Origin of the sequence: Limnospira platensis NIES-39 (assembly GCF_026000695.1) — a bacterium.
GTDB classification, from domain to species: Bacteria; Cyanobacteriota; Cyanobacteriia; order Cyanobacteriales; family Microcoleaceae; genus Limnospira; species Limnospira platensis.
This window is the reverse complement of the sequence record NZ_AP026945.1, coordinates 5,861,100-5,880,303: the sequence shown is the minus strand read 5'-3', so window position 1 is coordinate 5,880,303 and position 19,204 is coordinate 5,861,100. Positions and strand designations below refer to the sequence as shown.

The following is a 19,204-nucleotide window of genomic DNA, read 5'->3' as shown; positions in this document are numbered from 1 at the left end:
GAATGAATTAATTGTCAACGCTCAACGGTGAACTGTCAACTATTAACTCCGACCCAAGTTTGCCAAGTTTGCGCGACAGCCATAGTCATGTCATGGGTAGCGGGGAGACTATCAACGACCATACCTGCACAGAGTAGCATCAGATACAGAATCGAATACTTGAATAGCGATCGCGCCACATCACGGTTGTGGGGAGTTTGGAGTAATTCCCAAGCCTTCTGGAGAAAAATAGCCCCCAATACTAAAGCGATCGCCCCATAAACCCAGCCACTGGTATGGAGTGGATAAACCAATAACAGACTGGTAGGAATCAAAATCAGACTATAAACCCAAATTTGTTGGGCTGTGAGTTCATCTCCTTCAATAACTGGAAGCATAGGGACACCCACATCCTGATATTCATCGCGGATCATAATAGCCAGAGCCCAAAAATGGGGAGGGGTCCATAAAAAGATAATCACAAACAGCAACACCGCGGCCCAACTCAAATCGCCGGTTACTGCTGCCCATCCTACCAGGGGAGGGATAGCCCCGGCTGCGCCGCCAATGACAATATTTTGGGTACTGTGGCGCTTCAGCCAGTGGGTGTAAATTGCCACATAGAAGACAATACCGGACATAGCCAATAAAGCAGCCAGGAGGTTAGCAAAAACAGTTAGGAGGGTAAAAGAAGCAATAGCTAAGGCGATCGCAAAAATCATGGCATCGCGAGGCTTTACCCGTCCCGAAGGAATAGGCCGCCAGCGGGTGCGTTCCATAATATAGTCAATATCACTATCGTAAAGACAGTTAATGGTATTAGCAGCCCCAGAAGCTAAGGTTCCCCCCACCATAGTCACCAACAGCAGCAGAGGATCAACTTCCCCTTCTGCAGCCAACCACATTCCCGCCGCCGTTGTGATCAGCAATAACAAAATAATTCGAGGTTTAGTAAGTTGATAGTAGCTTTTCAGCACTTGTAGCGGGTTATGGTGGTGTCGAGATGAGTTAGTCTGAATAATCTCTTGCATGGATAATTGGTTATGAGTAGTTAATCAGAACACCGAGCCGATATTTCCGGGATAATGGCCAATGTCCTTGGTCAATTAAATCGAGTTACATCCCCAAAAATCGGCGATTTTCCTGGGGAGACAGTTGGCGATCGCGGCATCCCAAAACAGTGAGAGCGACTAAAATGCCTAATAGTATAGCTCCCATGCCCTGATGGGCGATCGTCAGAGGTTCAACCTGTAAATGTAGCTTAAAGGTTGCCACACCTAACAAAATTTGTGCAATGACACAAAGACCGGCGCTATAAGCCAATCGTCGTATCATGGGATTGAGGGCAGAAGTACGCCTAGCTAAAGTCACCACCCCAAGGGTGATCAAAGTAGGCGGGACTACTCCCAGGATATGACTATTCATCACCGCGCACAGTTGAGAAGCACCAAAACACTGATGCAAAGCCCACTGAGAAGCGACCAAGCCACCTAAGAGGCTTTGGAGATATACACCGATAGCAGCAGCCAGACTCATCCAGGGCAAATATCCAGCATTACCAGTTGCTTGATAAGGCATAAGAGTAAAAGCGATCGCCATTAGGGTCGAGAAAAATAATAACGCAGTTCCCAGATGAGCCGTAACGATATCAAACCGCAATAGTTCAGTCACAGTCAAACCACCGAGAATCCCCTGAAACACCACCATAAACAGAGCCAAAGTAGAAGCCCAAGGCATCCACCCCGGAAGATGTTGTCGATGCCACCAGGATAAACCCACCAAGTAGGTCGTACCCAAACCAATTAAGCCGGCATCGAATCGGTGAAACCATTCTAAGAAAACTTGCAAATTCATCTGAGCCGTAGGAACCAGTTGACCATAACACAAAGGCCAATCCGGGCAAGCCAATCCGGCATTCATCACCCTAGTAGCACTACCAACAGCCATCAGTAGCCAAGTAGCGATACATAGCTTCCACACCAGGCGGCGAATTTTTTCTTGAGGAAGTTGTTGGGTTGAGATTTGGTCAGTCTGATAGACAGTATTGGTCATGAGTCTCACACCTAGTCAATGGCATAATTTTGACTTATCTGCCCCAACTGTGCAACTTTCACTCTCCGCCGCCCTGGGTCATCTGTGCAGTTTGGTCAATTGCGGTAAGATAGGATGGCGATATAACTTTTACAGCAGGGGGTTTTCGTGAACATTCCTAGCTCAATCTGGACTTTGTTAGTCGGGATTGCCATTACTCTGATTAGCCTCTGGTATGGTCACAACCATGACTTATTACCTGTAGCAGCTTCTCCCGAAGCCGCAGAGGTCGATCAACTTTTTGATTTAATGATGACCATTGCCTTTGGTTTGGTGCTATTAGTTGAGGGGGCTTTAGTTGTCTCCTTAATTCGGTTCCGTCGCCGTACCGGCGACAATACCGACGGCCCCCCCATTCATGGCAATATTCCCCTAGAAATTGTGTGGACGGCAATTCCAGCAGTTATCGTTTTGGGGATCGGAATTTATAGTTTCGACATATATAACCAAATGGGGGGATTAGACCCTATGGCATCGGGTTCCCACTCTATGGCGGATCACGCTAAGATGTCGGGATCGGCGATCGCCGCTTCCTTATCTGATACAGATACAGAAGATCTCACCCCACGGGGTCAGCAAATCTCCCTCGGGATTGGTGCATCTCCCGAAGAAGTAGGCTCACCTGCCGATATAACTATTGATGTTAATGGTCTTCAATATGCCTGGATCTTTAACTATCAAAATAAAGGGGTAATTTCTGGGGAACTTCATGTAGCTGTTGATCAGGAAGTGCAATTAAACATCAGCGCTCAGGATGTGATTCACGCCCTATGGGTTCCTGAACTCCGCCTTAAACAAGACGCTATCCCCGGACGCACTACCGAACTTAGGTTTAAACCCAACCGAGTCGGAACTTATAATGTAGTCTGTGCCGAACTCTGTGGCGGTTATCACGGAGCTATGCGGACAGCAATGGTAGTTCATACCCCCGAAGAATTTGAAGCCTGGGTAGCAGAAAATAGCTTTGCTAACAACCCAGACCAACAACCAACCCTAGCCACTAATCCCAGGGATATGTCCGAGGGTGAATTTCTCGCCCCCTATGTGGCACAAATGGGGATTGATCAGCATCAGGCGATCGCCAAGTTACCACATCACCATCATCAGGTCGGGCTTTAGTGCCCAAATCTCATAATTTTCTGAACACATAGCCAAAACTCCGGTTAACCCTTTCACTTTTTCATATATGGCTCAAGCACAAATAAACATCACAGGCGACTCAGCCATGAGTAACCAAGAGGGAGAACGTCGCCCTCTGGACTTTTTTGGCTTCAGCACCGACCATAAAGTGATCGGGATTCAATATCTGGTCACTTCCTTTATCTTTTATCTAATTGGCGGGTTTATGGCTGGTATCGTCCGCACCGAACTAGCCACCCCCGACCCGGATCTTGTCGATCCAGAAATGTATAACAGCCTGTTCACCGTCCACGGAACGATCATGATCTTCCTGTGGATCGTCCCAGCCGGCGCAGGATTTGCCAATTATCTAATTCCCCTGATGATTGGAGCCAGGGATATGGCTTTTCCCAAACTGAACGCCGTCGCCTTTTGGCTAATTCCCCCCGGCGGACTGCTATTATTAGCCAGTTTCCTCATCGAAGCGCCCCAAGCGGGTTGGACTTCCTATCCTCCCCTCAGTTTAGTGACAGGTAAAGTCGGCGAAGAAATTTGGATTCTCAGCATTTTGCTATTGGGAACCTCATCAATTTTAGGGGCGGTCAACTTCTCCGTCACTATCTTTAAAATGCGTATACCCACCATGGGGCTAAATGATATGCCCCTTATGTGTTGGGCAATGATAGCAGCTTCCGCCCTAATTTTACTCTCCACCCCCGTCCTCGCCGCCGCCTTGATTTTGCTCTCCTTTGACCTCTTGGCGGGAACCAATTTCTTTAACCCCAGCGGCGGCGGCGACCCTGTGGTTTACCAGCACTTATTTTGGTTTTACTCACACCCCGCCGTTTACATCATGATTCTGCCCTTTTTTGGGCTGATCTCCGATATTCTCCCCGTTCATGCGCGTAAGCCCATTTTTGGTTATCAGGCGATCGCCTATTCTAGTCTCGCCATTAGTTTCCTCGGCTTAATTGTCTGGGCGCACCATATGTTCACCAGCGGGACCCCCGGTTGGCTGCGGATGTTCTTTATGATCACCACCATGATCATCGCTGTTCCCACCGGAATTAAAGTCTTTGGTTGGCTCGCCACCATTTGGGGAGGTAAACTCCGCCTCAATAGCGCCATGCTATTCGCCATGGGTTTTATTGCTACCTTTGTAATTGGTGGCGTAACAGGAATCATGGTCGCTTCCGTACCCTTTGATATCCACGTCCACGACACCTACTTTATCGTTGCCCACTTTCACTATGTCTTATTTGGCGGCGCAGTATTTGGTATTTTTGCCGGAATTTACCACTGGTTCCCCAAAATGACCGGGCGCATGATGAATGAAAATTGGGGTATTGTTCACTTTGTGCTGACCTTAATTGGCGCTAACATGACCTTTATGCCCATGCACATTTTGGGACTGCAAGGAATGCCCCGTCGGGTCGCCATGTATGACCCCCGATTTACAGAACTCAATGTGGTTTGTACCATTGGTACTTACATTCTGGCAGTTTCCACTTTTCCCTTTATCATCAATGCCGTTTGGAGTTGGCTAAAAGGTCCCAAAGCACCCGGCAACCCCTGGGAGGCTTTAACCCTCGAATGGATGACCTCTTCTCCTCCACCCATTGAGAATTTCCACACCACCCCAGTATTGAGAACTGGACCCTACGACTATGGTATGAAGAAAACCTTGTCAATTCGTGCGCGTCTCAAAGAAATGGCTAGTAGTGTACCCCCCCGCAATAAAGAAACCGGGATTAGGGTTTCCGAGGCGCAGTCTTCATCATTACTAGGAGATATCCAGGATTCTGATTCTGACAATCATCCCTAGAAATCCCTAATTGAAACGGTCGGACTTCCTCTCAAGTTCGGCCGTGATTAGCAGTTTGTATTACACAACTTGGATTAGAATTTCATGCAATTTACATCAGTTGACCAGTCCCAAACTACCACCAACTTAGCTACAGAGGCGATCGCCTCTTCCCGACACCATGAAGAACACCCAGATCATCGTATTCTAGGGGTCGTCGTTTTCCTAGTCGCAGAAAGCATGATCTTTTTAGGGATGTTTTCCGCTTATTTAATTTATCGCGCCATGTCCGAACAGTGGCCCCCCGAAGGCATTGAACGGGAACTACTGTTACCCGGAATTAATACCATCATCCTGATTTCTAGTAGCTTTGTCATGAATCGCGGCAACAAAGCCATTAAAAACGGTGACCAAGCCGGTTTACGGGTCTGGTTCGCCGCCACTGCTATCATGGGCGCTATCTTTTTGGCCGGTCAGGTTTATGAATACAGTAGCCTAGAGTTTGGGCTAACAACTAACCTTTACGCCAGTTGCTTTTATGTATTAACTGCTTTTCATGGTTTGCACGTCACCTTCGGGGTTATCCTCATTTGTGGCGTGTTGCTACGTTCCGCCAAAGATGGACACTATACCAAAGAATCCCACTTTGGCCCCGAAGCCGCAGAACTATATTGGCACTTTGTAGATGTCATCTGGATTATTCTGTTTATCCTCCTTTATTTGCTGTAAGGCTGTAGCACACTTAATCAATTTTGTCAACCCCTAGCGCGGGTTTTTTGGGATAATTGGCTCTGGCCTGAGCGATTTTCCCCGTTTGAGCTAAGATAGGACTGATGCTGGAGATTTAGATAATGGTCAATTTAGGATTGAACTGGAGCAGCCTACTAGGGATTGTCCTAGCCGTGGCTGGTGCCGCGCTATACTTTCTCCGTTCCTGGAAACCCAAGTTAGCTCGTGATCACGATATTTTCTTCGCCGCAGTCGGTTTACTCTGTGGCGGGATTCTTCTGTTTCAGGGATGGAGACTTGACCCGATTCTGGCTTTTGGTCAGTTTATGTTAACCGGGACTGCGATTTTCTTTGCAGTCGAAAGTATTAAACTACGGGGAGTCGCGACAACTAAGGCTAAGGAACGAGCATCTTTTGTCGATGACGATCGCTATGTAAGTGATGTTTATCGGGTAGATGCAGAACTAGACGAAATCGAGCCCGTCGAAGAGTACGCCCCCATGGCTCGTCAAATTCGGGGAACCCGAGAGTCTCGCCCTTCCAGACCCGATATGTATGACACAGAATCGGAGCGTCGTCGCCCCAGTAGTCGGCGTACCAGCGCCCCCAATAGTTCCGTAGAACGTACCAGAACGCGCCCCCGAAGCGCCCCCTCCGGTAGTAGTAGACCGCCCATATCAGACGGCTGGGAATCTGACCTAGAAACCGATAGTCGTCCTAGTCGGACTCGCAGCAGTAGACCTGCATCAGTAGACCGCAGCGACATTGGCACTGGTGGATACTCGTACCCAGATACAGATGAACCATCACCCCCCAGAAGTCGGCCTTCTCGGTCTTCGAGATCGGCAAATAAACCAGACCGGAGAGATGTGGCGACTACCGACTATGTAGAGTATCGTCCAGTAGACTACTCAGATGATGATTATAACCGTTCTGGGGAATACTAGGATTTTCCAATACTCTCAAACCCTGTTGGGAAAAATATTTCCCAGGCTGCGGTTAAAGGGGACTGGTCGGGCGAAATTCGCCCTGATTCTAGTCTTGCTGTTTCAGGCGATGATGGTCGGTTGTACAACAGTCGCCATCAATTCTTCTATGGTTGATGGTGCTATCAATAGCATAGCCACTGATGAGCAACCCGCATTAAGTGGAAACGGTCGGTTTTTGGTATTTGTGTCTAACCGAGAAGGTCAAAATCAATTGTTCCTGTATGACCTGCGGCGGCGTAGCTATAAAACCTTGGTAGAATTGAGGCGATCGCTAACAGTAATGGAAAGCCCCAGTCTAAGTTATACAGGGCGTTATATAGTTTATAGCGCCAATGACTCAGGCCGTGCCGACATTTACCTATACGATCGCCTTACCTATCGATTAGAAATGCTCACCCGGGGATATCGAGGTGGAGTAAGACATCCTCACATCAGCCCTAATGGTCGTTATATCAGCTTTGAGGGTTCCAGGCGAGGTCAGTGGGATATTGAAATTATCGATCGCGGTCCGAATATTGAACTCGATACAGAAACCTCTCTGTCTGAATCATGATCAACCCATATTACAAACGCCTATTTATAATCGGATTATTAGTCATATGTCTGGGAATGGTCAGCGGTTGTGCTGGCTATCCTCGACTGTTAAATTTACCCCCCGACTTACGGGTAAACAGCGTCAACTCTCCCAGTACAGAGATGAACCCCCAGATATCTTCTGATTATCTAGTTTTCGCATCCGATCGCCAAGGTCGTCAAGATATCTATCTTTATGATCGAAAACAACTCGAACTCATCGACCTACCCGGCTTAAACTCCATAGATGCGATCGCCTCCGAACCCGCCATTTCCACCGACGGTAACTATATTGTATTTAATTCTACCCGTGGCGGACAGTCAGATATTTATTTGTATAACCGAAACACCCGCCAACTAAGAAACCTCACCGACAACCTCAACGCTCAAGTACGCCATCCCACCATTAACGCTGATGCCAGTGTAATTGCTTTCGAGTCTAGTCTCAATGGGCAGTGGGATATTGTAGTTTATAACCGATACGGTCAAGCCCTCAATATACCCTAATCTTCCGGTATAGTTTCCGGGTTTTGGGTAGAGTATGTCAAACTAGAAGATAGTTGTAATTTTCCCCCAAGTAGCGATCGCTCTAAATTTTGTGACCTCAGAAAAATCTCATCAATAGCATAAACCCCCACCCTAGTTGACAGCCAAATACCCGATCATAAACCACCCAGTTATGATGAACCATATATTCTTAAACCATTTAACATCTGGATTTTTAACCCTTAGCACCAGCCTAGGTCTGAATATAGCCCCAGCTAGTGCCATTTCCCCCATAACCGAACCAGAGCCCTCTCCTATTCTCATGGCTTTGGATCTCGAAGAACAAACCAATATCCGGGTTTATGAAAAAGCCAGTCCTGCTGTAGTTTCCATCGACACCGAAAAAGCTAACGGTAGCGGTGCAATTATTACCGACGACGGTATGGTGCTTACTAACGCCCATGTCGTCTCCCAAGGCGGCCAGGTAGAGGTAACACTTGCCGATGGTCGTAAAATGGTTGCTGATGTAGTTGCTTATGGCGAGAATGGGCTAGATTTGGCTTTGCTGAGGATTCGCAATGCTAGAAACTTACCGACCATTCCCATTGCTAGACCCGGTTCCGTCAGAGTAGGACAAAGGGCCTTTGCCATAGGTAACCCCTTCGGTCAATTCCAAAATACCTTTACCGTCGGAATTGTCAGCCGCATTGACCGAGAACGGAATTTAATTCAGACTGATGCTGCTATCAACCCAGGTAACTCTGGCGGACCCCTGCTGAACAGTCAAGGGGAATTAATTGGCGTGAATACCGCCATTTTTACTAGAGGTCGTGGAGGTGGCAATATTGGCATTGGTTTTGCCATTTCCGTAGACAATGTGCCCCCATTTTTGCAAGCCGCCAAAGAAGGACGCGCCCCCCGCACCGCTCAACAACAGCGTCCGATTATGTTTAACAATCAGGATGCCAAACCCTTACCAGTAAACGGTCAGGAAGTTAGGGGAGTTCTAGCAGAAGGTGCTAATGTTCTACCCGTTGATAACAGTTTTTACAATCTTTACACCTTTGAGGGAGAAGCCGGTCAGCGGGTAATCATCGACATGATGAGTGATGATTTCGACTCCTATTTGATTTTGCTCGATATTGATGGCAATGAATTGGCTCAGGATGATGATGGGGGGGATAATACAAATGCCCGTATTGATGTGACATTACCTGATACTGGCACTTATACCCTGTTGGCGAACTCCTACCAAGCCGGGGAAACCGGAAACTATCGATTAAGGTTGCGGACCGTTGCAGGCGATCGCCGTTCGGAGTTACCCTCTTCTGATAATGTCATGTTGCGTAGTTCGGGAATATTAGACTCTGATAACGCTTCTGTACTTCCTTCTGATGGTAGTCTTTACCGTGAGTATAGTTTTGATGGAGAGGCGGGTCAATCGGTGAGAATTGATCTAACCAGTTCTGATTTTGATACTTATTTGGCGCTGTTTAGCCCGAATGGTCGCCTGGTTGGTGAAAATGATGATATAAGTGATGCCGATACTAACTCCCGCCTGACTGTGACCCTCCCTGCTACTGGTCCTTATCGAGTGGTGGTTAACGCTTTTGATAGTACGGGTCGTGGTCAGTACCTGCTGACAGTTCGTGAAGTTTCTATATAAGGTTTGATGCTGAGGAAACTGTTTCTGTTGGTGGTTGGTAAATCTAATTTGTTGTTTGAGGTCTTTTATGCCTATTAAATTCTTCCTTGCTACAGCCACCAGCCTATTGGCACTTCTGCCCATTTCGATTCTACTGCCTTTTTATGGGGCGATCGCCTCAGAGTCTTCTTTCGCTCCCTCAGAGTCTTCTTTGGCTCAAGGTATGGAACCTGATGCCGTTGATACCCCCCCCTCGGGATCCGAGTCTTTACCGCAGCAAGATACAGAACCTGTCGCTGGCGAAATTATTTTGCTCGAACAGGGGGAACTGAGAGATGGCGATCCAACTTTACCTACCGATGGTAGTTTATTCCATCAGCATACTTTCTTTGGGGAGGCTGGTAAAAAAGTTAAGATCCTCCTGGAAAGTTCTGAGTTTGACACCTATTTGGCGCTGTTTAACCCCCAAGATGAACTCCTCGAAGAAAATGATGATATTGATGAAACTAACACCAATTCACGCATTATTATTACCTTACCGGATACGGGAACTTATCGGGTGATTGTCAACTCCTATGATGCTACTGGACGCGGTAGGTATCAGTTGCGAGTCAGTGAGGTTGAATAAAATCGGATTAATCCCAGGTTGATTGGCACTTCAACCGTAGCCGTGGGGGGTCTTTCCTCCCCTGCTATTCTCTGCTGAGGCAGAGTTTTTTTGTGGGTTAAAAAACTGCCATATTGGCTGGGTAATTTGTGGGTAAATTAGTCCTCACGTATCACAAAACCTGGGAACATTTGGGCGATAATATTTCCCAGTTCATATTCAACTTTTCGCTTTCCCCCCACCGAGACGATCGCCAAATAAGCCACTTGGGAGCGGTTCACCCGCATTCCCACCCGCCATTTTTCTGAGGCGACGTTTCTCGGGAGTTTGACCGTATCGGGTAAAACCTTTTTGAAAATTTGCCCCTTCGATTGGGGAACCACCCCTAATATCACCTCTGGGGTGTCGTGGAAGGCTTCCAGAGGGGGGATATCCGCGAAGCGGAGGGAGGCGAGGTCGTCTAAATTTGCGCCGCCTTCAATGATGGGAATAAATGTTTCTTCCACTTCCATAGAAGCCGTCATCATACCCACCACAATTCCGATAGTGTGGATGTAGGTTTCGCGGGGTTGCACTAAACCATTGGCGATTAAACAAGCACCGTAGGAAATGGCAAAGGCACTCTGAATCAGGTTAAAATCATTATCAACTCGGGGGTCTTTCTCCGTTATTTTTAGGGCATCTAGGATGGTTTTTTGGACTAGGTAAAACTGACAAAATCCCCCCACTAAAAACAGGCGATCGCATGGTTCCTGATGGGTAGCCAGCCACTGATTTACCCGTTCTAATACTCGGCGAATTCCCTCGGCGATCGGCTGGAAGGCTTCGTCAACTTCCCCGTTGGTGATGGTATAGCCATTAGAAAAGCTATAGAGCGTCTTTTCTGCGAGGTATGAAGGGCTTTTGCAGTAGTTTTTGAGTTTTTTGGTGTATCTGTCATGCCCATCGATTTTCAGGCTTTCAAAGCTCTGTAACAGGTTCATAAATTCCTGGCTGTTGAGGTCGGGTTCTGTGCCGTTTTGTTTTTTGTAGGCTTGGATAACACAACGGCGATCGAAGGCTACCCCCGCCGATTCCAAACCGCGATCGCCTTCTCCGTCGAAGTACAAAACCTCAACCTTTTTGTCTCCATAAACGCGGCACAAACTCACATCAAAAGTTCCCCCACCCATATCGCAAACCAGCAGATTACCTTGGAAAGGTTCCTGATTTTCCTGTTGGTGGCGGCGTTGGGTTTCCCAGGCGTAATAGGCGGCGGCTGCGACCGGTTCACTCACCAGTTGAATCAGTTGTTTTTCTAGTCCCAAATTGTGGGCAATTAAACTTTGCAGGTTTTCCCGTCCCCGGTTGGAGATATCTCGCTGCCAAATTTCCGGCACCGACACCACCAAACCCTCGATTTCCCCCTGTTGGCAGCGGAAGCTGTAGGTATTTTCTGGGGAGAGGAGGAGTTGTCGCAGGTAGTCGGTGGTAACGGTGATGGGGGTGTGTTTTGATGAGTAATTATTGGCAAAATTTTCGGTTAGCGGCAAGTCCATTTTAAAGTTACCGTAACTTTCCATTTGCGGGTCGCTGGCTGCTGCTTGTCGGGCGGCTTTTCCGATGTCTATATAGCCGTCGTCTTCGTAGGCGATGAAGGAGGGAATTGATTCTTGCTGTCCGCCATATTTAAAGGCGACCGGTTTGCCATTTTCCAGGTAGGATATAGTCGAGTTGGTGGTGCCGAAGTCGAGACCGATTTTAGATGATGCCATCGCGGGTTTTTAACTGTCGATGCAGGGCTACTTATATTATAGATATATTATAGAGGCGATCGGCTTGTCTCGATTAGAGAATCAACCACAGCCACCAAGGATATTATGTCTCGCCCTACTCGAAACTTTCAACCTGGACACTGCCATCATGTCACCGTTAGATGCAATAACCGCGAGTTCAAATTGACCCGGACCGAGTGTCGGAAGGTGCTACTGTATACCATTAAAAGGGTTTTGGAAAAATACCGCTTTCGGCTGTATGGGGTCTGCATCATGTCCAACCATGTTCATTATCTCATTGAACCGTTACACCCGGAAGACTTACCCAAAATTATGCACGGGTTGAACTGGTATGCGGCGATGTGCTTTAATCGGATGCTAAACCGCACGGGTCATTTCTGGGAGAAGCGCTATCACTCCTCGGCTTTTCCGAATACGGACAAACAGCGGGCACTGAATACTTTACGATATATCCATGCTAACCCGAAAGCGGCTCGAATGCTAGAGGGGGTTTTTCTACGATTTCTCTAATTATGGCAGCTATGACCGCCTGACGGATGATGGACTCACCCAATGGCATCCGGCTTTTTTGGCTTTGGGAAATACCCTTGACGAGTGTGCCCGAAAGTATCGGGGGTTTTGCAAAAAGTATAAGCCCAACCCGAAGCAGGAGAAGCGCTACCACTGGGGAAGTAAGTTTTTACCGAAAGTTATCAAGGGAAGTGGCAAAAAGCCCTCTCCTGGACAGATGAAACTTCCTTGGAATATTCCCGACCGAGAGGACCCAGATATGGTGACAGAAGTGGCGGCCAAATTTGTCCAAGCCAATGGCTACCGCCCAGAATGGGAATGGGAAGTGCCAGGTATCGAATAGGGAAAAAGCCCATGAATGCGTGAAAAAGTTGCCGAAAACAAGAACTTGACAACTGCCTGAAGTGGTTATATGCTACAGGTTACAAGTCGGTGCGCGAGAGAAGAGTACATATCCGTATACACCCAATTATCTATCCTTATTGTAAAAGGGAGATGGCCTCTCTTGGCTGACCCAGGGGAAAACGTATAATCTTTCGAACTCAACCACGACCCACCCACTCGCCATCCTACCTCGTCTGCAAACCGATACCATATTGTATCACCTGGATAGCTTCCATCAGGCTTACCTCCACAATTGATGTAAATTTGCTTCTGGACACTAAACCCGAAGAGTCCGTTACTGTGTTTAACCCAAAGACCATCGATGATTCGCAAATCCTCGCAAGGAAAGTTTTCGATATCATTCTCGCCTAAATATCCCCGTTGGGTTTTTCCCGCCACCGCTAACATCATCTTAGCCGTTTCTTGGTCGGCAGCTTTCCACTGGCCTGATTTCAATAATCTGTGGAGTTGGGTATAATCAAAACCAGAAGATGAAGACACGATGGGAGTATCTGCCACTGCTTCAGTTATCGACTGGAGTTGGGATGCGATCGCTTCTATCTGCGATTCTAGGCGTGATTGGGATTGAGATGCGATCGCTTCTATCTGCGATTCTAGGCGTGATTGGGATTGAGATGCGATCGCTTCTATCTGCGATTCTAGGCGTGATTGGGATTGAGATGCGATCGCTTCTATCTGCGATTCTAGGCGTGATTGGGATTGAGATGCGATCGCTTCATTCTGGGATTGGAGTTGAGATGCGATCGCTTCATTCTGGGATTTTAGTTGAGAGGCGATCGCTTGACTCTGGGATTGGAGTTGAGAGGCGATCGCTTCTATCTGAGATTCTAGCTGTGATTGAGATTGGGTAAAACCGTCAATTTTCCGGGTCATTTCATCTAACTGAGACTGCACTTTAGAGACCATCAACTGTGCGGACTCTACCTGAGACTGAGACAATTGCCAAACCCGCTTGGCTGCCGCAATGCGTTTTTTCTCCTTCTCCAAAAACCCCGACGGTATCCCACCAATTATAGGGGGATAGGGTGTCAGGTCATAACCACACACGGAACAGGTTTCGACCTCATTTGGTGTATATTCGGTTTCACAAACGGGACATTTCGCCATCATTCTCAACCCCGACAAATCGCCGCCACCGGGCGGGGGGAAACCCGGCTATTTTGGTATTATAACCCACAGTGAGGGCAGGCTCCTACCTAGTCCACGGAAACCCGGTTTCTTTACTCTCCACGGTAACTTCCCCCGCCTGGAAAAGCCCATGTTTGCGTGAAAAAGTTGCCGAAAACAAGAACTTGACAACTGCCTGAAGTGGTTATTTACTACAGGTTACAAGTCTGTGCACGAGAGAAGAGTATGTTTGACCCAGGATGTAGTTTTGCGACGACCCAACCCAACCACCCAATCTCCCTAGGGCCGGGAGATGGCCCTCCTTGGCTGCTCTTGGGGAAAACGTATAATCTTTCCACTGTCTCCACGACCCACCCACTCGCCATCCTACCTCGTCTGCAAACCGATATACGATTGTATCACCTGGATAGCGACCATCGGGCTTTCCTCCACAATTGATGTAAATTTGCTTCTGGACACTAAACCCGAAGTGTCCGTTACTGTGTTTAACCCAAAGACCATCGATGATTCGCAAATCCTCGCAAGGAAAGTTTTTGATATCATCCTCGTATAAATATCCCCGTTGGGTTTGTCGGGCCACCGCTAACATCATCTTAGCCGTTTCTTGGTCGGCAGCTTTCCACTGGCCTGATTTCAATAATCTGTTGAGTTGGGTATAATCAAAACCAGAAGATGAAGACACGATGGGAGTTTCTTGCACTTGTGGTTCACCTATCGGCTTAGGTCGAGATGCGATCGCTTTGACCAGAGATTCTAGCCGTGATTGGGATTGAGATGGGATCGCTTCATTCTGCGATTCTAGCCGTGATTGGGATTGAGATGGGATCGCTTCATTCTGGGATTGGAGTTGAGATGCGATCGCTTCATTCTGGGATTTTAGTTGAGATGCGATCGCTTCTATCTGAGATTCTAGCCGTGGTAGCGACTGTAGTTGAGATGCGATCGCTTTATTCTGGGATTGGAGTTGAGATGCGATCGCTTCATTCTGGGATTGGGATTGAGAGGCGATCGCTTTGACCAGAGATTCTAGCTGTGATTGGGATTGAGATGCGATCGCTTCATTCTGGGATTGGAGTTGAGATGCGATCGCTTCATTCTGGGATTGGAGTTGAGATGCGATCGCTTTGACCAGAGATTCTAGCTGTGATTGGGATTGAGAGGCGATCGCTTCATTCTGGGATTGGAGTTGAGATGCGATCGCTTTGACCAGAGATTCTAGCTGTGATTGGGATTGAGAGGCGATCGCTTCATTCTGGGATTGGAGTTGAGAGGCGATCGCTTTGACCAGAGATTCTAGCTGTGATCGGGATTGAGATGCGATCGCTTTTATCTGTGATTCTAGCCGTGATTGCGACTGGAGTTGAGAAGATGCGATCGCTTTTATCTGTGATTCTAGCCGTGGTAGCGACCGGAGTTGAGAAGATGCGATCGCTTCTATCTGAGATTCTAGCTGTGATTGGGATTGGAGTTGAGAAGATGCGATCGCTTCTATCTGAGATTCTAGCTGTGATTGAGATTGGGTAAAACCGTCAATTTTCCGGGTCATTTCATCTAACTGAGACTGCACTTTAGAGACCATCAACTGTGCGGACTCTACCTGAGACTGAGACAATTGCCAAACCCGCTTGGCTGCCGCAATGCGTTTTTTCTCCTTCTCCAAAAACCCCGACGGTATCCCACCAATTATAGGGGGATAGGGTGTCAGGTCATAACCACACACCGAACAGGTTTCGACCTCATTTGGTGTATATTCGGTTTCACAAACGGGACATTTCGCCATCATTCTCAACCCCGATAAATCGCCGCCACCGGGCGGGGGGAAACCCGGCTATTTTGGTATTATAACCCACAGTGAGGGCAGGCTCCTACCTAGTCCACGGAAACCCGGTTATAACTCACGAATGCCACTGGCTGTCAACACTTCATTAAGGGTTAATTCCCACTGTGGGAAAGTGGGGGACAAAATGCGATCGCCTTCCGGTAAAGACTGGATTGGTGCTATAATAATCTACAGCAACTCAAACTCAAACTGAAAATTAACTGGCTTGACTGTTCATCAAGATATTAGGGGATTATGCCTCGAAGAGATACAACTCATAATATTATCAAACAAGCTATAATTAAAGATGGTTGGGAAATTACAGATGATCCTTATGTGATTTCCTATGGGGAGCGATTTTTATTTGTAGATCTGGGTGTGAGGCGATCGCATTTTCCGACGCAGCCAAAAGGATCTATTATTGGTGCCAGACGAGATCGGACCCGTATTGCCATTGAAATCAAAGAATTTAGAGGACTATCAGCGATCGCCGATTTAGAACAAGCGATCGGACAGTATAGTTTATATAGGCTGTTACTGAATGAAGTAGATCCGGAACGGCATATTTATCTGGGCGTTACGGATATCATATATGAGACAATCTTCAGTGAAACAATTGGTAAACTGGTGATTAATAAACTTCCTTTAAATCTCTTAGTGGTTGATGGTAAAAAAGCGGAGGTTAAACAATGGATACCATAACTCACGATCGCGAAATTGTCAAACAAGTTATCTGTGAATATGCACAACTGCGCCCATCTCATGGCGAGATTCGATTGGATACGGTATTTGATGAGAAACAAGAACATTATGCACTGATGCAAGTCGGTTGGGATCGAGGTAGACGAGTCCGAGGAAATCTCATCTATATTGTTTTGCGTGAAGGAAAAGTTGTGATTGAATATGATGGTATGGAAGCTGGAATTACTCAAGATTTGATGGAAAAAGGCATTCCTGAAAACCGCATTATTTTGGGGTTCTTGGAAGAATCTAATGCGGGGTGGGCTATGATATGATTTTCTATATTATAACTCACGAATGCCACTGGCTGTCAACACTTCATTAAGGGTTAATTCCCACTGTGGGAAAGTGGGGGAAAAAATGCGATCGCTCCGGGAAAAGGAATGATAAAATTATGCGATCGCATAGCCGGTATGTTCCCGAACTTGGGGAGGATGAAAGGCGAGGACAATGCAATCTTTGGGAACACCAGCGGCAACGAGTTCCCCGGTGATGCCATCTTCTATGCCATCGTAATGAATCCAAATTTTGGCATCGCGAATCTCGGCATGAACGATGCAACCGTGAACCCGACGATTATTTTCCCAGCCTTCGTGTACCAGCATAAAATGGTTGCCGTCCCGACTGACAATCAGGTAAGTCTTTACATCGCCATATCGATAGGGAATATCGGCATAATCTTGGAGAATTTTTTCCAGTAAATTGCGCCAATTATCTATAGGTTGAATTGTGGTTGCCATTGCAGGATTTCCTCACTATTTGGGTCGAAAACAATCATCCGAAAATCTGGTTCTTCTAAAAGCAGTTGTCCGGCTTCCTCTTGAAATAAAGTATCGAAGGTGTTCCGGCTAACCGCTAGATATAAACTGCGATCTGATTCTTTTTTTTGAAGTGCTCTGGCGTACAGAAAAAACTGTCCCCAGGCATTTTCCAGATCTTTGATTGGAGAAGGACTCAAAAAACTTTTAATTTCGACAGCGATTTTTTCATGATCTCGTTCGGCCGCAATTAGTTTTTCAGCCCCCAAATCGATAAAGGTCGAGCGTTCCCCGATCTTTAGAATCAGGGGGTCATCAGTGATTGTCCAACCATCTTTCATCAGAGCAATACAAACAGTATCATGATAAACATCTTTGGCGGGCATTAAATGCGTCCCATTTATATTAAATTTATGTCGGATAGCGACGGCGATCAATGTGATTTGGGTGGGCTATGATATGATTCTATATATTATAACTCACGAATGCCACTCGCTGTCAACACTTCATTAAGGGTTAATTCCCACTGTGGGAAAGTGGGGGACAAAATGCGATCGCTCTACTCCTGACATGGTAATGATGAACGGTGTTGACATTTCATTAACATTTTCATTGGTCAACGGTGTTGACATTTCATTAACGCACCCTACTCCTTTGTAGGGTGGGTTAGGGTAGCGTAACCCACCGCCAATTGAGAGTAGGAGTGGTGTTGACATTTCATTAACATTTTCATTGGTCAACGGTGTTGACATTTCATTAACGCACCCTACTCCTTCGTAGGGTGGGTTAGGGTAGCGTAACCCACCGCCAATTGAGAGTAGGAGTGGTGTTGACATTTCATTAACATTTTCATTGGTCAACGGTGTTGACATTTCATTAACGCACCCTACTCCTTCGTAGGGTGCGTTAGGGTAGCGTAACCCACCGCCAATTGAGAGTAGGAGTGGTGTTGACATTTCATTAACATTTTCATTGGTCAACGGTGTTGACATTTCATTAACGCACCACTAGGGACTGCCTGAAGTCGTTATATGCTACAGTTTACAAGTCTGTGCGCGACAGAAGAGTGCCACCCCACTTTCCAAAAAAACCCCCCAATACTCATCCATCGCCATTCCGGGGAGATGGCCCAGGGGAGCTGCCGCCGAAAACGTGCAATCAGACCATGATATATACGACCCATTCACTCGCCATCCCACCTCCCCGCAATAGCGCTCCCATATTGTATCACCTGGATAGCTTCCATCAGGCAATCCTCCACAATTGATGTAAATTTGCTTCTGGACACTAAACCCGAAGCGTCCCCTGCTGTGTTTGACCCAAAGACCATCGATGATTCGCAAATCCTCGCCGGGAAAGTTTTTGATATCATCGTTGTATAAATATCCCCCGGTTTTTCCCGCCACCCTCCACATCATCTTAGTCGTTTCTTCGTCGGCTGCTTTCCACTCACCTGATTTCAATAATCTGTCGAGTTCGCTATAGTCAAAACCAGAAGAAGACACGATGGGAGTAATGTCTGCCACGGCTTCAGTTATCGACTTGAGTTGAGATGCGATCGCTTCATTCTGCGATTCTAGCTGTGATTGGGATTGAGATGCGATCGCTTCTATCTGAGATTCTAGCTGTGATTGGGATTGGAGTTGAGAAGATGCGATCGCTTTATTCTGGGATTGGAGTTGAGATGCGATCGCTTTATTCTGGGATTGGAGTTGTGATTGAGATTGGGTAAAACCGTCAATTTTCCGGGTCATTTCATCTAACTGAGACTGCAGGCGAGAGACCATCAACTGTGCGGACTCTACCTGAGACTGAGACAATTGCCAAACCCGCTTGGCTGCCGCAATGCGTTTTTTCTCCTTCTCCCAAAACCCCGACGGTATCTCATCAGTAGGGGGATAGGGTGTCAGGTCATAACCACACACCGAACAGGTTTCGACCTCATTTGGTGTATATTCCGTTTCACAAACGGGACATTTCGCCATCATTCTCAACCCCGACAAATCGCCGCCACCGGGCGGGGGGAAACCCGGCTTTATGCTATGA

Annotated in this window: 21 protein-coding genes; 12 read left to right on the top strand and 9 right to left on the bottom strand. The window is 47.2% G+C overall.

The features are described from left to right. Nucleotides 1–35 precede the first annotated feature (35 nt). Both N39L_RS28745 and N39L_RS28740 read right to left on the bottom strand, forming a co-directional pair. On the bottom strand, nt 36–1,010 hold the full coding sequence (locus N39L_RS28745; protein ID WP_006619452.1) for a heme o synthase: 975 nt from the start codon (nt 1,008–1,010) through the stop codon (nt 36–38). An 85-nt stretch (nt 1,011–1,095) separates the two neighbouring features. After that, the gene (locus N39L_RS28740) at nt 1,096–2,031 is read right to left on the bottom strand and encodes a COX15/CtaA family protein (protein WP_014277094.1); all 936 of its coding nucleotides are present in this window, start codon (nt 2,029–2,031) and stop codon (nt 1,096–1,098) included. Between the two features lie 147 nt (nt 2,032–2,178). Between N39L_RS28740 and N39L_RS28735 the strand changes: the two genes are divergently transcribed. The 8 genes from N39L_RS28735 (at nt 2,179) to N39L_RS28700 (ending at nt 10,043) form a co-directional block, all read left to right on the top strand. Beyond that, on the top strand, nt 2,179–3,189 hold the full coding sequence (locus tag N39L_RS28735) for a cytochrome c oxidase subunit II (RefSeq protein ID WP_014277093.1): 1,011 nt from the start codon (nt 2,179–2,181) through the stop codon (nt 3,187–3,189). A 67-nt stretch (nt 3,190–3,256) separates the two neighbouring features. Further along, on the top strand, nt 3,257–5,014 hold the full coding sequence (gene ctaD / locus N39L_RS28730; RefSeq protein ID WP_014277092.1) for a cytochrome c oxidase subunit I: 1,758 nt from the start codon (nt 3,257–3,259) through the stop codon (nt 5,012–5,014). Between the two features lie 84 nt (nt 5,015–5,098). Next, nucleotides 5,099–5,722 carry a cytochrome c oxidase subunit 3 gene (locus N39L_RS28725; protein ID WP_014277091.1) on the top strand — a complete coding sequence of 208 codons (624 nt, stop codon included), beginning with the start codon at nt 5,099–5,101 and terminating at the stop codon, nt 5,720–5,722. A gap of 122 nt (nt 5,723–5,844) precedes the next feature. Continuing rightward, nucleotides 5,845–6,669, top strand: coding sequence for a Ycf66 family protein (locus N39L_RS28720; protein WP_006619457.1), 825 nt, complete (start codon nt 5,845–5,847; stop codon nt 6,667–6,669). After that, nucleotides 6,638–7,264: a TolB family protein gene (locus tag N39L_RS28715; RefSeq protein WP_006619458.1), complete on the top strand. Its 627-nt coding sequence runs from the start codon at nt 6,638–6,640 to the stop codon at nt 7,262–7,264. Before N39L_RS28720 ends, N39L_RS28715 begins: the two co-directional genes overlap by 32 nt. After that, on the top strand, nt 7,261–7,791 hold the full coding sequence (locus N39L_RS28710) for a TolB-like translocation protein (RefSeq protein ID WP_035737751.1): 531 nt from the start codon (nt 7,261–7,263) through the stop codon (nt 7,789–7,791). The genes N39L_RS28715 and N39L_RS28710 overlap by 4 nt, the downstream gene beginning before the upstream one ends. 172 nt (nt 7,792–7,963) lie before the next feature. Next, nucleotides 7,964–9,436 carry a trypsin-like peptidase domain-containing protein gene (locus N39L_RS28705; RefSeq protein WP_172973450.1) on the top strand — a complete coding sequence of 491 codons (1,473 nt, stop codon included), beginning with the start codon at nt 7,964–7,966 and terminating at the stop codon, nt 9,434–9,436. A gap of 67 nt (nt 9,437–9,503) precedes the next feature. Further along, nucleotides 9,504–10,043: a PPC domain-containing protein gene (locus N39L_RS28700; RefSeq protein ID WP_006619461.1), complete on the top strand. Its 540-nt coding sequence runs from the start codon at nt 9,504–9,506 to the stop codon at nt 10,041–10,043. Between the two features lie 137 nt (nt 10,044–10,180). Here the strand turns inward: N39L_RS28700 and N39L_RS28695 are convergent, their stop codons facing one another. Then, nucleotides 10,181–11,776, bottom strand: a complete 1,596-nt coding sequence (locus tag N39L_RS28695) for an Hsp70 family protein (RefSeq protein WP_006619462.1) — start codon at nt 11,774–11,776, stop codon at nt 10,181–10,183. Between the two features lie 105 nt (nt 11,777–11,881). Here N39L_RS28695 and N39L_RS28690 point away from each other — a divergent pair, with 105 nt between their 5' ends. Both N39L_RS28690 and N39L_RS28685 read left to right on the top strand, forming a co-directional pair. Next, nucleotides 11,882–12,307 (top strand): transposase, encoded by a 426-nt coding sequence (locus N39L_RS28690; protein WP_014277088.1) that lies wholly within the window; start codon nt 11,882–11,884, stop codon nt 12,305–12,307. Nucleotides 12,308–12,365: 58 nt separating this feature from the next. Next, nucleotides 12,366–12,650, top strand: a complete 285-nt coding sequence (locus N39L_RS28685) for a hypothetical protein (RefSeq protein ID WP_014277087.1) — start codon at nt 12,366–12,368, stop codon at nt 12,648–12,650. A gap of 65 nt (nt 12,651–12,715) precedes the next feature. Here the strand turns inward: N39L_RS28685 and N39L_RS28680 are convergent, their stop codons facing one another. Both N39L_RS28680 and N39L_RS28675 read right to left on the bottom strand, forming a co-directional pair. Continuing rightward, the gene (locus N39L_RS28680; RefSeq protein ID WP_014277086.1) at nt 12,716–13,822 is read right to left on the bottom strand and encodes a GUN4 domain-containing protein; all 1,107 of its coding nucleotides are present in this window, start codon (nt 13,820–13,822) and stop codon (nt 12,716–12,718) included. A gap of 202 nt (nt 13,823–14,024) precedes the next feature. Beyond that, nucleotides 14,025–15,620 carry a GUN4 domain-containing protein gene (locus tag N39L_RS28675; RefSeq protein ID WP_070105236.1) on the bottom strand — a complete coding sequence of 532 codons (1,596 nt, stop codon included), beginning with the start codon at nt 15,618–15,620 and terminating at the stop codon, nt 14,025–14,027. Between the two features lie 294 nt (nt 15,621–15,914). On the opposite strand from N39L_RS28675, the gene N39L_RS28670 reads away from it, so the two are divergent. After that, complete coding sequence (locus N39L_RS28670; RefSeq protein ID WP_006615842.1) at nt 15,915–16,361, top strand: XisH family protein; 447 nt, start codon at nt 15,915–15,917, stop codon at nt 16,359–16,361. After that, on the top strand, nt 16,349–16,675 hold the full coding sequence (locus N39L_RS28665) for a XisI protein (protein WP_014277084.1): 327 nt from the start codon (nt 16,349–16,351) through the stop codon (nt 16,673–16,675). The genes N39L_RS28670 and N39L_RS28665 overlap by 13 nt, the downstream gene beginning before the upstream one ends. A 117-nt stretch (nt 16,676–16,792) precedes the next feature. On the opposite strand, the gene N39L_RS28660 is transcribed toward N39L_RS28665, so the two are convergent. The 4 genes from N39L_RS28660 to N39L_RS28645 all read right to left on the bottom strand — a co-directional run bounded on the left by N39L_RS28660 (nt 16,793) and on the right by N39L_RS28645 (nt 19,143). Then, complete coding sequence (locus N39L_RS28660) at nt 16,793–17,140, bottom strand: XisI protein (protein WP_006616022.1); 348 nt, start codon at nt 17,138–17,140, stop codon at nt 16,793–16,795. Continuing rightward, a complete protein-coding gene (locus tag N39L_RS28655; RefSeq protein WP_006616021.1) occupies nt 17,116–17,544 on the bottom strand; it encodes an element excision factor XisH family protein in 429 nt (142 codons plus the stop codon). The genes N39L_RS28660 and N39L_RS28655 overlap by 25 nt, the downstream gene beginning before the upstream one ends. Before the next feature lie 123 nt (nt 17,545–17,667). Beyond that, a complete protein-coding gene (locus tag N39L_RS28650) occupies nt 17,668–18,114 on the bottom strand; it encodes a hypothetical protein (protein ID WP_193353195.1) in 447 nt (148 codons plus the stop codon). 78 nt (nt 18,115–18,192) lie between these two features. After that, complete coding sequence (locus N39L_RS28645; RefSeq protein ID WP_050856840.1) at nt 18,193–19,143, bottom strand: GUN4 domain-containing protein; 951 nt, start codon at nt 19,141–19,143, stop codon at nt 18,193–18,195. Nucleotides 19,144–19,204 lie beyond the last annotated feature (61 nt).